Genomic DNA, 15,187 nt, shown 5'->3' with positions numbered 1-15,187 from the left:
AAGAATCTCATCCGAAAAATATCAGATTCTTGTAAGTTATGCAGAGATTTATGCACGTACCCGTGTAATGACAGCACGATGACTGCGCAATGATTGCGCAATGAAAGCCATTGAAAATTCGTTCATGAGGTTGTAAGACTGTCTTTTTCGCCCAAATTACGGCATTTCCACGGAAATCGGCGCCGCTGGATTTTTTTTGCGCTTCGTCATAACAGGGACAATCCCAAGTTGACCGTGGGGACATACCTGTGTGGAATTCGGCCACGAGGCGGAGTCTGCCGGGCACCCCGGCAGTGCGCGCCTCACCGAAGCCGGCCCAAGAAGCCGGCCGGCTCGGAACAACAATATGGAGAAGACTCTTGAACGTGTTGTCACATGCCAAGGCCGTCCTGGCCGCCGCCATCGCAGGCGTCTGCTTTAGCTCCGCGGCGCAGGCCGCCGACCCCTATCCCAACAAGCCGATCCGGCTGATCGTCCCCTTCGCGGCGGGCGGCACCACCGACATCGTCGCCCGCATCGTGGCCGAAGGCCTGGGCCGCGAACTGGGCCAGCCCGTCGTGGTCGAGAACCGCGGCGGCGGCGGCGGCTCGATCGGCGCCGATGCCCTGGTGCGCTCCGCGCCCGACGGCTACACCCTGGGCGTGGCCACCGTCAGCACCATGGCCACCAATCCCGCCACCAACCCCAAGAACCCCTACAACCCGCTCAAGGACTTCACCCCCATCACCAATATGGTGAACGTGCCCAACGTCATGACGGTGAACCCGGCGGTGCCCGCCAAGACGCTGGCGGAATTCATCAAGCTGCTCAAGGACAATCCCGGCAAGTACAGCTACGCCTCGTCGGGCGCGGGCGGCATCAGCCACCTGGACGGCGAACTGTTCAAGTCGCTCACCAAGACCGACATGGTCCACGTGCCCTACCGCGGCTCGGGCCCGGCGCTGAATGACGTCATCGCCGGGCAGGTGAACGCCCAGTTCGACAACCTGCCCTCGTCCATGCCCCACATCCAGGCCGGCAAGCTGCGCGCGCTGGCAGTGGCGGCTCCCAAGCGCCTGCCCGCCCTGCCGGATGTGCCGACCTTCGCCGAAGGCGGCCTGCCCGACATGGACAACATGGCCTGGTACGGCCTGGTGGCCCCGGCCGGCACGCCGCAGGCCGTGGTCGACCGCATCTACGCGGCCACCACCAAGGCGCTGAAGGATCCGAAGATCGCCCAGCGCCTGGCCGACGGCGGCTCGCTGGTGGACGGCAACTCGCCCGCCGATTACGCCAAGCAGATCCAGCGCGAACTCGAGCTGCGCCAGCGCATCGCCAAAGACCGCAATATCGTCCTGACGAACTGACGCTGACCGCCGGCAAGGGGCATAGTCGCACGCAAGCCGCCCCTTGCCGGCGTCGCTACCGGGATCCCTGCCGACGTGCTGTTTTCGCGGGCTCCTGGCTTGACTGCAATCGCCCGGGTGGTAGCATCTGCCCCCGTGCAATCCCACATTTCTTCCCTTCCCGGCGCCACCTGCGCCCTCCGCGCCCTGCGCTCAACGCTGTTGAGCTCGCAGGAAGTCGCCGCGCGTTCCGCCTACGCGCGATCCAAGCCCGGCTAACCGCCCGGCTGCCCCCTTCCCCTTCCTGATTCCGGCCCGATGCCGGCTGCCCGCGCACATCCGCGCGGCGCGCAGCCCGATTCCGGCCGGCGGACGCACCGCCGCGTGGCGGGCGTTCGCCCTATTTCGCTTCCGCATGCCCGCGATGGCCTGCGGGCGGCCACGCACCTTCTCTTCTAGCGCCATGCAACTCACCAAGAAATTCGTCAAAGCCAAGAATCCCTGCGCGGGCGGCTACAAATGGTTCATCCGCGACCACAACGGCCAGGGGGACTACCAGGCCGTGCTTGACGCCCTGGTCGCCGACGGCCGCGTCGGCGACGCCTGCTGGCTGCTGGACCAGTTCGGCCCGACCGACGCCGTGCTCAGGCTGGACAGCCTGGAAGCCGATGCCGTCGTGTTCGCGGGCACGATCGAAGTGCGCAAGGGCATCAACGTCGACACCGTCGTTCGCGCCGGACGCTCCATCGTGACGGGCGGCGGCATCCGCGCCGGCGAGACCATCATGGCCGGGGAGAACATCACGGCGGGCGCGAACATCGCCAGCGGCGGCAACTTGCGCGCGGGCGGCGACGTGGCCGCCGAATGGGGCATCGACACCGCGACCCGCCTGGATTGCGGCGGCAACGTGCGCGCAAAATGGGACATCTGCGCCGGGCAGGACCTGGCCGTGACCGGCCACCTGCATGCGGGCCAGGACATCAGCACGCAAGGCGCCATCAAGTGCGGACAAGGCATCAAGGCCGGCGGCGAGGTGCGCGCGGACAAGGAAATCAATGCGGGCTGCGGCATCCAGGCCGGCGGCACGATCCAGTGCGGTGATCACCTGGCCTGCGGCTGGGGGCTGATCGCTGGCGAGGACATCCGGGCGGAAGGCGCGATCCGGGCCGGTGAAGGCGCGCAAGCCGCCGGCGTCATCGAGGCCGGCGCCGGGCATGGCGTCTATGCCGGTCTGAGCGTGCGGCTGGACGCCTGGGATGTCTGCGCGCGCGTCGTTGCGCGCACGCGTCCGGCCCAGTTGGTGAGCGGGCACTGGGCGGGCGGCGTCCGCCCGGAATAGCGCGCTCCGGGGCGTTCAGGCCCCGATGCGGCGCTGCTCCACCCCCATGTCGCGCCAGGCCTCGCCGTGGCAGGTGAACATGAGGATCTGATGCCGCGTCGCCGCGTCGAACAGCGCGCGCTTCATGAAGTCGCGCCGCGCGTCGTCAGTGTGCACCAGCGCATCGTCCAGCAGCAGCAAGGTGGGCCGGCCGGCCTCGCGCAGCAGATCGGCATACGCAAAGCGCGCCAGGATGCCCAACTGCTCGCGCGTGCCGAAGCTGAGCGCCGCCAGAAGGTCTTCGCCGCCGCCCCGGCGCAGCGCCGTGGGCAGGAGCGCATCGTCCAGGCGCAGCGCTGCGTCGGGGAACAGCAGGGCCAGATAGTGATTGAGGCGCCGAGCCAGCGGCGCCTGCAGGCGCTGCGTGGCCGCCGCGCGCCTGTCGGCCAGCAACTGCTGCAACAGATCCAGTGCGGCGGCGCGTTGCGCGAACTCGTCGCGGCGCCGCTGCAGGCGTTCACACGCGGCCTGGGCTTCGGACAGGCGTTCGCCCAGGCCCTGGGCGCCGGCCTGATCCAGCTTGCCCTGCAGTTGCAGGATGTCGCCGTGGCGCTTGTGCTGGGCCTCGCGCTCGATGGCCGCGGATTTCTCGAACCGCAGCGCGTCCTGTTCGGCCAGCTCTGGCCGGTGTTCCGCCAGAGCCGCCTGCGCCGCGCGCACGCGTAGCTCAAGCTGGTCGTGGGTGCTGCGAACCTCGGCCAGCCGGCCGGCGCGCGCCTGCCGCTGGGCCGCACGCTCGGGCGACTGCACTTCCACGCCGCGCGCCTCGGCCTGCCCTTCCAGCAGTTGCGCGCGCGCGGTGTCGGCATCCAGCGCGCGCTGCGCCTGCGCCAGCGCCGTTTCGGCCTGCGCCGCGATGGCCTCGGCCTCGCGCAGGGCCTGGACAGCCGCCGGCAGGTCGTCGTCGTCCTCGCCCGTGTTGCCGCCGCTTGCGGCGGGCAGCGCGGCCAGGCGCTCCTGCAGCTGCGCCTGGCGCGCCAGCGCCTCTTCGCGCTGATTGCGCAAGGCCTCTACGCCCTTGGGCGCATGGATGCCCAGCGTCTTGCGCATGCCTTCAAGTTCGCGCGACAAGGCGCCGTAGCGGGCGTGGCGCTGTTCGGCGTCAGCCAGCGTGGCCACGCCCGCGCGCTTGAGCAAGGCGGCATGGGCCGCTTCCGCCCGCGCCAGGTCGCGCTGCAACGCGGGCAGGTCCTGCCCGCCCGGTTCGATGTGGAAGCGGCCGACGCCGGGCATGTCGAGCTCGGCGGCGGCCGTCAGCAGGACCTCGCCCGCCCCCTCGTAGGCCTTGCCGTCCAGCAGCGCCTGCCTGCCGGGATCCAGCTGATAGCGCAGCCGCGTGGCGATGGCCTGCTGCTGCAATTGCAGGTTGCCGAGTTCGCGCCCGGCCTTGCGCAATGCGTCGATCTCGGCGTCGGATATTTCCAGGCGCAGGGCCTCGGCCTTTAGCGCGGAGCCCTGCTCGATCAGGACCGCAACCTCTTTCAGGGCGCCGTCCAGGCGCTCGATCTCTGGGTGAAGCCGGGCAAGCTGGCGGTCCAGGTCGCGGCGGTCGGCCAGGGCCTGCACTGCCGCCACGCGCCGGCGCGCAGCTTCAACGGTGTCGGCGTGGGCCTGGCGCTGCTGCTGGGCGCGCGCCAGGGGCTCTTGCGCGGCCTGCACATGCGCCCGCGCGGCCCGCGCGTCGCGCATCAGCGCCTGCAGCTCGCTTTCATCCTGTTGATCGCGCCTGACCTGGTCTTGCAGCAAGGCGAGGGTCTGGGCGGCCTGGGCCTGCTCGCGCTGCAGGCCTTCGAACGCCTCGCGTTCCTTTGCCAGCGCCGCCAACCGGGCGCGCGCCTGAGCGGCCCTGGTCTCGAAGTCCTTCCACGGTTCCGCCGCCTGGGCGCGCTCGTGCTCGCGGCGCAATTCGGCCAGCCGGTCGACGTCCGCGTCAAGCTGGGCCATGGTCTGCGCGCATTCGTCGCGTTCGGCGGCGGCGCGCGTCAGCGCGTCTTCCGCCTCTTTGTAGCTGCCCTTGGGGCGGCCGTTACGGGCGTCCAGCAAGGCCGCGCGCTCTGAGGACACGCGTTCGAACAGGCGATCGCCGTCGCCGGATGCGAGTTCGCCGGAAAGCTGCGTCAGCGCATCGCGCAGATGGACGCCGGCATGGCCCGCGGCCTCCTGCAGGTTCTGGCCATCGCCCTGCTGAATCCACAACAGGCCGGGGATGCCTGCCAGATCCGGCTTGCTCTGCCCGCGGCCGGACATTTCGAAGCCCAGCAAGGCGGCCAGCGCGTTCTCGGCTTCTTCGCCGTCCAGCCGCTGCGCGCCGTCGTCGATCAGCAGTTCGCAACGCGCGCGGGATAGGAATTGCTTTTTCAGCACGTAGCCGTGACCGGCATGCGTGAACGCCAGCTCGACGCTGGGGCGCGCGCCCGATTCGCCGCGCGGCGCCAGGTCGGCCACCTTGCTGGTGCTGTAGCGTTCAAGAAAGGCGGCCCGTATGGCGGTGGCCACCGTGCTCTTGCCAGCTTCGTTGGGGCCGACGAACAGATTCAGGCCGTCTTGCAGTCCGTCCAGCGACAAGGGCTGGCGGAACTTGCGGAATTCTTCCAGGACGATGCGGGTGAGCTTCATTTGGCGGCTCCCGGCGCGACGCTTTCACGCTGGAACCGCAACAGCAGGCGCAGCGCCTCGCCTGCCACCGCGGCCTGCGCGGTATCGCCCTGCATCGCCTGCAATTGCGCGGCGACCTCGCCCACATAACCGCTGGCGCGCAGTTCGGCCAGGTCGGCGTCGTCGGGTTCCAGGCGCAGGCCGGAAAGGTCCGGCAGCAACGCCCGCACCTGCGCGGCGGCCTGGTCCACGGCCCTTTGCAGGGCTTCCCAGGTTTCCATGTTGACGTGGCCCTGCACGTCCAGGCGCAGCACGTCTTCGCTCCGCAGCGCGGCCATGCGGCCGGCCAGCGCCTGCGCGTCGGTGGGCAGACTGACTGCTTCAGTCCAGGCCGACCAGCGATACCGGCCCACGGCCACGCGTTCGACCTGAGGCATGGCGCCGGGCGCCGCGATGCGCACGTCCAGCACATGGCCGGGCTCGTTGCCGCGAAAGCGATCCTGTTCCGGCGTGCCGGCATACCAGGTGCGTTCGTCGATGGACAGGCAGCCGTGCCAATCGCCCAACGCCAGATAGTCCAGGCGCGCGCGCGCCGCGCGGTCGGGCGCGATGGGGTTGGTGGCGTCGACGTTATCGGGCAGGCGGCCGGCCACGCTGCCGTGGGCAAGTCCCACGCGCACCCGGCCGGGCGCGGATTCAAGCGAGTCGAAGGCCTGGGTGACGTCGTCGTAGGTATGGCGCTGCGTAAGCGGCGCGGCCAGCACGGCCATGCTGGCCTGCGGCAGGTCCACCACGCCGGTGCGCAGGGGAATGTGAACGTTGGCGGGAATGCAGCCCAGCTGCATCGCGCGGCTCCAGACGCTGTCGGCCAGCGCGGCATCGTGGTTGCCGGCGATCATCACCCAGGGTCCGGCGTAAGCCGTCATGGCGGCGAACAGGCGCCGGATGCTGCGGTCCGACACGCCCTGCGTGTCGAACACGTCTCCGGCCACCAGCACCGCATCCACGGCGCGCTCGGCGGCCAGCGCGGCGATGCGCGCCACGACGTCAAAGCGCGCCTCGGCCAGCATGGCGGCGTCGTCGGTTTCGAACTGGCCGTACTGTCGGCCGATCTGCCAGTCGGCAGTATGCAGGAAATGGGTCATGCGGCGATTTTGGCACAAAGAAGCGGGCGCCCTCGGCGACACCGTGACCGCCAGATCACGCAAAAGAAACGGGCCGCATCGAAGCGGCCCGGTGGTGTGCGCGCCCGTCTTGCGGCGCTGCGAATGCGGCGTCGGCGTTACGCGCCTTTGCCGCCCAGCACCAGCGGCTGGCTGGCGGCCGCGCCGCGCTCGTAGCGCGACAGGCCCAGGCCGTCGGTGCTGATCGCGGGACGCTGGCCCATGACCAGGTCGGCGACCAGCTTGCCGGACCCGCAGGCCATGGTCCAGCCCAGCGTGCCGTGACCGGTGTTCAGGTACAGATTGCCGTAGCGGGTGGCGCCGACGATCGGCGTGCTGTCCGGCGTCATGGGACGCAGACCGGTCCAGAACTCGGCCTGGGCCACATGGCCGCTTCCCGGGAACAGGTCGTTCACGACCAGTTCCAGCGTCTTGCGGCGGGCGTCCTTCAGGCGCAGGTCGAAGCCCGAGAGCTCGGCCATGCCGCCCACGCGGATGCGCTGGTCGAAGCGCGTCACCGCAACCTTGTAGGTCTCGTCCAGGATGGTCGAAACCGGCGCGGCCGCCTCGTCCTTCATGGGGATGGTGAGCGAATAGCCCTTGACCGGATAGACCGGCAGGTCCAGGCCCAGGGGTTCCAGGAAGCCGCGCGTGTAGCTGCCGAACGCCGCCACGTAACGATCCGCCTTGAGCACCTCGTTGCCGACCCGCACCCCCGTGACCTGACCGCCGGCCGTTTCCAGGCCCGCGACGGTCTGGCTGTAGCGGAAATCCACGCCCAGCTCGGCCGCCATCTCGGCCAGCCTGCGGGTGAACAACTGGCAGTCGCCGGTTTCATCGTTCGGCAGGCGCAGCCCGCCCGCCAGCTTGTGGGCGGAAGCGGCTAGCGCCGGCTCAGCCGTCACGAGGCGGTGGCGGTCCAGCAGTTCGTAGGGCACGCCCACTTCTTCCAGCACGGCGATGTCGCGGCGCGCGGCTTCCATCTGGGCGTCCGTGCGGAACAGCTGCAGGGTGCCTCGGGCGCGTTCTTCGTAGTGGATGCCGGTGGAGGCGCGCAGTTCGCGCAAGCAGTCGCGGCTGTATTCGGCCAGGCGCAGCATGCGTTCCTTGTTGACCGAGTAGCGCTCCGCCGAACAGTTGGCCAGCATGGCGGCCATCCATTTGAGCTGGTACAGGCTGCCGTCCAGGCGGATCGCCAGCGGCGCATGCTTCTGGAACAGCCACTTGACCGCCTTGAGCGGGATGCCGGGCGCGGCCCAGGGCGTGGAATAGCCGGGCGACACCTGCCCGGCGTTGGCGCAGCTGGTCTCTTGCGCCGCGGCCGGCTGGCGATCCAGCACGGTCACTTTGGCGCCCTGGCGGGCAAGATAATAGGCGGTGGTTGTGCCGATAACGCCGCTGCCGAGGACGATCACATGCATGATTCTTTCCGGTGATTGGTTTTGTACGGGAATTTCGGTAGTCTATTGGGCCGCGACCAGTGAAAAACACTGAAGATTTGGTTTTGCCAGTGGTTTTTCTCGGGCGAGCCCTGTTTTATGACCGGCGAAAGTGAAATGCGCGACCTAGACCGTATCGACCTGAAAATCCTGGATATCCTGCAACGCGAGGGCCGCATTTCGGTCACGGAATTGGCCGAGCGCGTGAGCCTGTCCGCCACCCCCTGCTCGGACCGCGTCAAGCGCATGGAGCGAGAAGGCGTCATCACGGGTTACCACGCGCGCGTCAATCCCGCGGCGCTGGGCAAGAACCTGCTTGTGTTCCTGGAAATCAAGCTGTCGGCCAAGTCGGGCGACGTCTTCGACAAGGTCAAGAAGGAACTGCTGTACGTGCCCGAAGTGATGGAATGCCATCTGGTGTCGGGCGATTTCGACTACCTGGTCAAGGCCCGCCTGACCGAAATGAACGAATACCGCCGGCTCCTGGGCGAAATCCTCAAGCGTCTGCCCGCGTCCGCCGAATCGCACAGCTACGTGGTCATGGAGGAGATCAAAGAGACGCTGTTCCTGCCTGTGGACCGCTAGGTTCCGTTCACGCCAAAAGCAGACATACCCCCCGCCCTGCCCGGTCTGTTACCGGAAAGTCCCTCGACGGCTGCTATGCTGCGGGCCTCGGCCGAATTCGTACTCGTCCGACCCCATTTATTGCCTCTGTCTATGACCCGTCTATATAAATACTTCTTCCGCGGCCTGATCACCGTCCTGCCGCTGGCGCTGACGATCTATCTGCTCTACCTCTTTCTGGCCTGGACGGAAGGCGTGGCGCTGACCTTCCTGCGCCCCTTCATCGGCGGCTTCTACGTCCCGGGAATGGGACTGGCGCTGGGCATCCTGGGCATCCTGGCGATCGGCTACCTGGTTTCCAAGGAACGCGTGCAGCGCTTCCTGACGGTCGTGGAAATGCCCTTCACCAACCTGCCGGTGGTCAAGAGCATCTATTCTTCGCTCAAGAGCTTTGCCGACTACTTCTCGCCCAGTTCCAAGAACACCGCCCAGCAGGTCGTCATCCTGCGCGTGCCCGGCCAGCAGCTGGAATTGGTGGGCCTGGTCACCCGCCGCAGCATGGACGGCCTGCCCGAAGGCTTCACCCAGGGCGAGCGCGTCGCGGTCTACCTACCGATGGGCTACATGATCGGCGGCTACACCGTGTTCGTGCCGCAGGACTGGGTGCAGCCCATCCAGATGTCGGTCGAAGAGGCCATGCGGTCGTCGCTGATCGCCTGGATGGCCCGCGCCGAAACCAATAGCCGCCCCGCTCCGCCCGCCGGCCCGCCCGCGCCGGCCGACCAGCCCGCCGCCCCCGGCAATCCGGGCAACCCCGGCAACGGCCCGGCCTGACCGCAGAACCCTGTAGATTCGCCTTATGCCCATCATCGAATTCACGCTTGCCGAAGGCAGCCCCTATATTGAAATCAACCAGCTGCTCAAGGCCACCGGCGTCTGCGACAGCGGCGGCGCGGGCAAGATGCTCGTGGCGGAAGGCCATGTCAGCGTCGGCGGCACGGTGGAAACGCGCAAGACGGCAAAGATCCGCGGCGGGCAGATCGTGACCTGTGGCGACGTGCGCATCGTGGTGCGCGACTTCGACGCCGCCGGCGCGGCCTGACCTCTTCCTGTCGCGAGCCGCCATGAAACTCAAGATGTCCCAGAATTCCATCTTCGCCGTGCTGCTGCGGTCGCCCTGGTGGATGAGCGCCGGCGTGGCGCTGCTGCTGTGCGTGCTCGGCTTTGCCGCGCTGCCGCTGGAATATGCCGCGATGGGCGTGTTTGCCGCAGTGCCGTTCGCGGTGATCTCGATCATGGCCGCCTACAAGCAATTGCGCGCGCCGTCAGGGGCGCGCGTGCAGTTCGTGACAGAAGCCGCGGCCGCCATGTCGTGGGCTGAATTCTCGCGCACCGTGCAAGCCGGCTTCCAGCGTGACGGCTGCGAGGTCGAGCGCCTGCAGACGCCGGGCGCCGACTTCGCGCTCTCCAAAGACGGCCACGTGGCCATCGTCAGCGCCAAACGCTGGAAAGCGGCTAGAAATGGCGTGGAGCCGCTGCGAGAACTGCAGGCCGTGCGCGAAAAACGCGGCGCCCGCGAAGCGATCTATATCGCGCTGGGCGAGGTGTCCGACAACGCGATCCAATACGCCAGGACGCAGGGCGTGTCGCTGATGACCGCGCCAGAGCTCGCCAAGCTGCTCAAGGACCTCAAGGCCTGAGCCGCCGAAGGCCGTTTCAGACCACCATCACCGACGAGGCCGCAATCACGCGCCACGCGCCGGTGTCCGCATCCGGCGCCCACGTCCGCATGAAGCGGAATAGGCCGTTGGCCGGGATGCCGTTGTAGCTGCCCGCGATGCGGGCCAGCACCGACACCACCGCGCAATCGCCGCGCGGCAAAATGCACTGCTCGGACAGATCCAGCGCGTGGATCTTCAAGAGACCCGAACGGTGCGTGTCCAGATCGTCTTCGCGCGTAACCGTCCAGCCCATGTGATTGACGAACAGCAGGCCGGGATCCAGCAGGGCCTCCAGCGCCGCCACGTCCGAGGCCAGCATGGCTTGGCGCAGCCGTTCCTCGGCGTCCTGTATGCCGGCGATGATGAGGGGATGCATGGCGTTCTCCACGGGAGTATCTTGGTTGGTCTGGGACGCCCGCATTCTATTCGGTCATCAAGCGTCTTGGCTTGTTGCCATTGCGCCGCGCAGACGCAACTACAGCCCGCTACGCCCGGCAATGCCGATCGACTGTCCTCGTTGATATAGCGGGCGTACTGATTCCAGCTGTCAGCGCGGCGAGTCTTGACACCCGCCTGCCGCACTTGCCGTTGACGCTGAACACCCCGCCTCTTCAATAGCGCGAGGAAACCGCGGCTCGTAGCACAGCAGCAGGGACAGCCAATGGCCGGTGGCGTGGATGAGGATGGCTGGCAGTATCAAAACGTTGATCACCACGAATACCCACAGCCCGCTGTGTCGAAAGAACCGGGTGTCCAGGCCCCAGGCCGCTTTGAACGAGAGCCAGGGCCAGGGGAATTTGCTGAGGAGTTTTTTGGGCGCCGGCGCGGCAGCGGGGCCGTCTTCCATGTAGCGGCGGATGTATTCCCAGAATGCGAGCAATTCGCTGGCGTTGCGTGTTGGCTTGCCGACGAAGGTCATTTCCAGGTGGTCGGTGGGCGTACCCTGCAAGTCCACGCCATCCCCCTTGTCCCAGATCAGGACTACGAACCCACCCGTACCCTCCAGTTCGCTCATGCTCTTGTCCATGAGCACCTCGGTCTTCTCCCAGTCCAGGATTAAGATGCCGCCCAAATGCTTGGGGCGCAGCAGGTAGACCTTGCGGGTGATGCGGTTGAAGCGAACGATGATACGCCGGGCGGTCAGGGCCTCCAGACGGAAGAATCGGAATGTGTATTTTAAGTAAATACCGAGTATTACTAGCAGCGTTACGGGAAAAAGCGTGAGAGAGAAATAGTCGGAACCCGTAAGTAGTTCTCCATTATGCTGACGCCCAGACACAAATCTTTCAATGGATACACTTGAAAACATAAAAAACCAGTAAATAAGCATCCCGTAAATGCCACCTGCAAATATCGTTATTACACCTTTCTTCTCATCGTTAGGCGTACGAACGTCAATAAAGATGTCGTTATATGAATAAAGTGACTCATTATCATAGACGACCGCGGAAACGGATTCGCTTACCCCTTCCGGCGCTTGAAGTTCAGCCTGTCCAGGCTGTCGCTGCTGCTTGTTGTATTCTGCCGTCGCTTCTTCGTAAGACATCAGGCGCTTGCCCCATTGGAATCCTCGCTCCAGGAAATACATCAGAGTTCTCTCTTTATCGCCTGCTGCATTATTTCAATCTCTTTTTCTTCAGTGTCCACGATGCCATTGCTCCGATTCCTGCGGAACGTGCAATGGTCCAGAAAGCGCTCTAGATCGTTGGGAAGTACGAAAATCTCAATCACAACAAGCGCCAAAATCGCAATATTCAGCCCGAAGAATATTCTAAGCATCGGCGCCATGCGCGCGGCCATTGCTGCAGATACCTGCAAAGCCACTTTGATGCCTTTTCCAAGCAGCGGCCGCGCTCCGTACTTTTTGAGCAGATACTCAAAAAATGGGCCGGCATGGCCTAACCCGATCGCAACCGACAGCGAAGCTGCACCAAACTGGGTGACGGAGCGTAAGAGATAGAATCTTGCTATGGAGTATTGGCCCACCTTATAGCGCTCGTAAGCATCCTGGAAGTCATACCACGTCCCCGCCACCGCCGCCGACCCCGCCAAAACCCCCGCCGTCAACCGCAATCCACTGCCAAAAAAGCCCTGGCGCCCTGCCGAACCGCAGCATTACCGCTCCGCTCGGCAAGCGACACCGCGCAAGCCCCCAATTCAACACCGGCAGCCGTTAACGCCACCAGCGCCGCCACGGCCTCGACATATTCCCTGCTTTGCTTATGCAGGACTGTCAGCTTGTTATAGAGATTCCATATCTCCAAGAACACCAGCACGCCGCCGATGCGCACCTCAGTCATCGCCCCCATCTTTCCGGCACTCAGGGCCTCGTCGATGCTGCGGGTGGTGGCGCGGTCTATACGGGCTGTCGTGCCCCGGCTCAACGCTTTTCCGTCACGCATTTCCAGCCGGAAATGCTGGGCAAATTGGCCCAGCCTTGCATGCAGGACGGACGCAAACACCCTGTTCACGGGCCTGTCCAGAATGCTTGCCGCCTTGCTCTGAAACAGCGAATTGCCCAGCGTGTTGATGAGCATGGCGCCGCCCACCAGGTAGCTGGACGGAGGCCCCGCGGTGGAGGCGTCAGCCAGCGAATCCATCATGGCGTGGCTCTTGTCGTAGAAATCGGCCAGCTTCTTGAATAGGTTTTGCGAACGCTGCCCAATTGAAAGACGCGAGTCGCCTTGTTCGATGAGCAGCTTGTCCTTGTTGATGCAGCATGCGTACTGGTTCCTGCTGCTGGCGCGCGGTGGCCCTCGACGGCCGCCTGTGCACTTGCCGCGTTCAACGCCCCGCTTCTTCAATGACGCGAGGAAACCGAGGCTCGTAGCACAGCAGCAGGGACAGCCAATGGCCGGTGGCGTGGATGAGGATGGCTGGCAGTATCAATACGTTGATCAGCACGAATACCCACAGCCCGCTGTGTCGAAAGAACCGGGTGTCCAAACCCCAGGCCGCCTTGAACGAGAGCCAGGGCCAGGGGAATTTGGTGAGGAGTTTTTTGGGCGCCGGCGCGGCAGCGGGGCCGTCTTCCATGTAGCGGCGGATGTATTCCCAGAATGCGAGCAATTCGCTGGCGTTGCGAGTCGGCTTGCCGACGAAGGTCATTTCGAGGTGGTCGGTGGGTGTACCCTGCAAGTCCACGCCATCCCCCTTGTCCCAGATCAGGACTACGAACCCACCCGTACCCTCCAATTCGCTCATGCTCTTGTCCATGAGCACCTCGGTCTTATCCCAGTCCAGGATTAAGATGCCGCCCAAATGCTTGGGGCGCAGCAGATAGACCTTGCGGGTGATACGGTTGAAGCGAACGATGATGCGTCGAGCGGTCAGGGACTCCAGACGGAAGAATCGGAATGTGTATTTCAAGAAAATCCCAAGCACCACTAGCCACAATATAGGAAATATTGTGAAAATGAAGTAATCGGAGCCGCCGAGTGGCTCGCCACTAAGGCGATGGCCTGACATGAATTTCTCAATGGATACGAACAAAGCCAGAAAAAATGCGTAGATGAACATCCCATAAATGCAGCCTGCAAATGCCGTTATGACACCTCTCTTTTCATCGTTGGGGGTGCGGACGTCGATATAGGTTTCGTTATGCGCATACAGAGAACCATTTTCATTGACTGCCACACAGACGGATTCACCCACGCCTTCCGGTGCCTGAAGTTCGGCCTGCCCTGGCTGGCGTTGCTTCTTGCTGTATTCCTCCGTGGCTTCTTCGTAAGACATCAGGCTCTTGCCCCATTGGAATCCTCGCTCTAGAAAGTACATCAGAATCTTCTCTCTATTGCATGTTGCATCAGATCAATCTCCTGCTCTTCAGTGGCTACAATTCCATTGCTACGATTCTTCCGGAATGTGCAATGGTCAAGAAAACGCTCTAAATCGTCGGGAAAAAGAAAGATCTCAATTAGAACCAATGCCACGATGGCGAGGTTTAGCCCGAAGAAGATTCGAAGCATGGGTGCCATTCGCGCAGCCATTGCCGCAGATACCCGCCAAGCGACTTCGATGCCTTTTCCAAGTAGCGGCCGCGCTCCGTATTTCTTGAGCAGATACTCAAAAAATGGGCCTGCATGCCCCAACCCCACAGCGATCGACAGGGAAGCTGCGCCCACTTGGGTGACTGATCGCAGGAAATAGAAGGCGGCTAGGGATCGCCTTTCTAGCTTATAGTTTTCGTACCAGTCTTGGATGTCATACCACGCACTGACTGTCGCAGCCGACCCCGCCAAAACCCCCGCCGTCAACCGCAACCCACTACCAAAAACCCTGGCGCCCTGCCGAACCGCAGCATTACCGCTCCGCTCGGCCAGCGACACCGCGCAAGCCCCTAGTTCAACACCGGCAGCCGTTAACGCCACTAGCGCCACCACGGCCTCGACATATTCCCTGCTTTGCTTATGCAGGACTGTCAGCTTGTTATAGAGATTCCATATCTCCAAGAACACCAGCACGCCGCCGATGCGCACCTCAGTCATCGCCCCCATCTTTCCGGCACTCAGGGCCTCGTCGATGCTGCGGGTGGTGGCGCGGTCTATGCGGGCTGTCGTGCCCCGGCTCAACGCTTTTCCGTCACGCATTTCCAGCCGGAAATGCTGGGCAAATTGGCCCAGCCTTGCATGCAGGACGGACGCAAACACCCTGTTCACAGGCTTATCCAGAATGCTTGCCGCTTTGCTCTGAAACAGCGAATTGCCCAGCGTGTTGATGAGCATGGCGCCGCCCACCAGGTAGCTGGATGGCGGCCCCGCGGTGGAGGCGTCAGCCAGCGAATCCATCATGGCGTGGCTCTTGTCGTAGAAATCGGCCAGCCTCTTGATCAGATTCTGCGACGCTGACGGATCGAGTGACGCCAACGCGCCTTTGTTGTTGAATAGCTGGTTTACCTCGTCCTCGATGGCCTCCTGGTTCTGCGCCAATGACCGCCAGAACAGGTTTTCGCGGGAGACTCCCGCCGCGCGCCAGCGTTCGAGCAACGCCTCGCCCGCGGCAG

15 protein-coding genes are annotated in these 15,187 nt (G+C 64.5%); 6 read left to right on the top strand and 9 right to left on the bottom strand.

Annotation, left to right across the window (positions count from 1 at the left end):
- Positions 1-359: 359 nt before the first annotated feature.
- Entirely contained in the window at positions 360-1,346 is a 987-nt protein-coding gene (locus KYC_RS06735) for a Bug family tripartite tricarboxylate transporter substrate binding protein (protein ID WP_008160234.1), read from the top strand.
- 442 nt (positions 1,347-1,788) lie between these two features.
- Positions 1,789-2,664, top strand: coding sequence for a hypothetical protein (locus KYC_RS06730; RefSeq protein ID WP_008160232.1), 876 nt, complete (start codon positions 1,789-1,791; stop codon positions 2,662-2,664).
- Between the two features lie 15 nt (positions 2,665-2,679).
- Here KYC_RS06730 and KYC_RS06725 read toward each other — a convergent pair whose 3' ends face one another.
- From KYC_RS06725 to KYC_RS06715, 3 genes are all read right to left on the bottom strand, one after another.
- Positions 2,680-5,319 (bottom strand): AAA family ATPase, encoded by a 2,640-nt coding sequence (locus tag KYC_RS06725; protein ID WP_008160230.1) that lies wholly within the window; start codon positions 5,317-5,319, stop codon positions 2,680-2,682.
- Positions 5,316-6,443: a metallophosphoesterase family protein gene (locus KYC_RS06720; protein ID WP_008160227.1), complete on the bottom strand. Its 1,128-nt coding sequence runs from the start codon at positions 6,441-6,443 to the stop codon at positions 5,316-5,318. The genes KYC_RS06725 and KYC_RS06720 overlap by 4 nt, the downstream gene beginning before the upstream one ends.
- A 137-nt stretch (positions 6,444-6,580) precedes the next feature.
- A complete protein-coding gene (locus KYC_RS06715) occupies positions 6,581-7,882 on the bottom strand; it encodes a D-amino acid dehydrogenase (RefSeq protein WP_008160226.1) in 1,302 nt (433 codons plus the stop codon).
- A gap of 135 nt (positions 7,883-8,017) precedes the next feature.
- Between KYC_RS06715 and KYC_RS06710 the strand changes: the two genes are divergently transcribed.
- From KYC_RS06710 to KYC_RS06695, 4 genes are all read left to right on the top strand, one after another.
- Entirely contained in the window at positions 8,018-8,485 is a 468-nt protein-coding gene (locus KYC_RS06710) for a winged helix-turn-helix transcriptional regulator (RefSeq protein WP_043517787.1), read from the top strand.
- Positions 8,486-8,617: 132 nt separating this feature from the next.
- A complete protein-coding gene (locus tag KYC_RS06705) occupies positions 8,618-9,298 on the top strand; it encodes a DUF502 domain-containing protein (RefSeq protein WP_008160221.1) in 681 nt (226 codons plus the stop codon).
- A gap of 25 nt (positions 9,299-9,323) precedes the next feature.
- Positions 9,324-9,566 (top strand): RNA-binding S4 domain-containing protein, encoded by a 243-nt coding sequence (locus tag KYC_RS06700; RefSeq protein ID WP_008160220.1) that lies wholly within the window; start codon positions 9,324-9,326, stop codon positions 9,564-9,566.
- 22 nt (positions 9,567-9,588) lie between these two features.
- Positions 9,589-10,164 carry a restriction endonuclease gene (locus KYC_RS06695; RefSeq protein ID WP_043517773.1) on the top strand — a complete coding sequence of 192 codons (576 nt, stop codon included), beginning with the start codon at positions 9,589-9,591 and terminating at the stop codon, positions 10,162-10,164.
- Positions 10,165-10,180: 16 nt separating this feature from the next.
- On the opposite strand, the gene KYC_RS06690 is transcribed toward KYC_RS06695, so the two are convergent.
- The 6 genes from KYC_RS06690 to KYC_RS29600 all read right to left on the bottom strand — a co-directional run.
- Positions 10,181-10,561: a nuclear transport factor 2 family protein gene (locus KYC_RS06690; protein ID WP_008160216.1), complete on the bottom strand. Its 381-nt coding sequence runs from the start codon at positions 10,559-10,561 to the stop codon at positions 10,181-10,183.
- Between the two features lie 171 nt (positions 10,562-10,732).
- Positions 10,733-11,773, bottom strand: coding sequence for a DUF6708 domain-containing protein (locus KYC_RS06685; RefSeq protein WP_008160214.1), 1,041 nt, complete (start codon positions 11,771-11,773; stop codon positions 10,733-10,735).
- Positions 11,773-12,252, bottom strand: coding sequence for a hypothetical protein (locus KYC_RS06680; RefSeq protein WP_008160212.1), 480 nt, complete (start codon positions 12,250-12,252; stop codon positions 11,773-11,775). The genes KYC_RS06685 and KYC_RS06680 overlap by 1 nt, the downstream gene beginning before the upstream one ends.
- Positions 12,249-12,989, bottom strand: a complete 741-nt coding sequence (locus tag KYC_RS06675) for a hypothetical protein (protein WP_008160210.1) — start codon at positions 12,987-12,989, stop codon at positions 12,249-12,251. The genes KYC_RS06680 and KYC_RS06675 overlap by 4 nt, the downstream gene beginning before the upstream one ends.
- Positions 12,970-13,962 carry a DUF6708 domain-containing protein gene (locus tag KYC_RS06670; protein WP_008160208.1) on the bottom strand — a complete coding sequence of 331 codons (993 nt, stop codon included), beginning with the start codon at positions 13,960-13,962 and terminating at the stop codon, positions 12,970-12,972. The genes KYC_RS06675 and KYC_RS06670 overlap by 20 nt, the downstream gene beginning before the upstream one ends.
- The coding region (locus tag KYC_RS29600) for a hypothetical protein (RefSeq protein ID WP_008160206.1) at positions 13,962-15,187 on the bottom strand (1,226 nt) is incomplete at its 5' end. The genes KYC_RS06670 and KYC_RS29600, both read right to left, overlap by 1 nt.

This window comes from Achromobacter arsenitoxydans SY8 (genome assembly GCF_000236785.1).
In the GTDB taxonomy this organism is placed as follows: Bacteria; Pseudomonadota; Gammaproteobacteria; order Burkholderiales; family Burkholderiaceae_B; genus Achromobacter; species Achromobacter arsenitoxydans.
The sequence above is the reverse complement of the archived record's forward strand: the minus strand, read 5'-3'. Positions and strand labels throughout refer to the sequence as shown.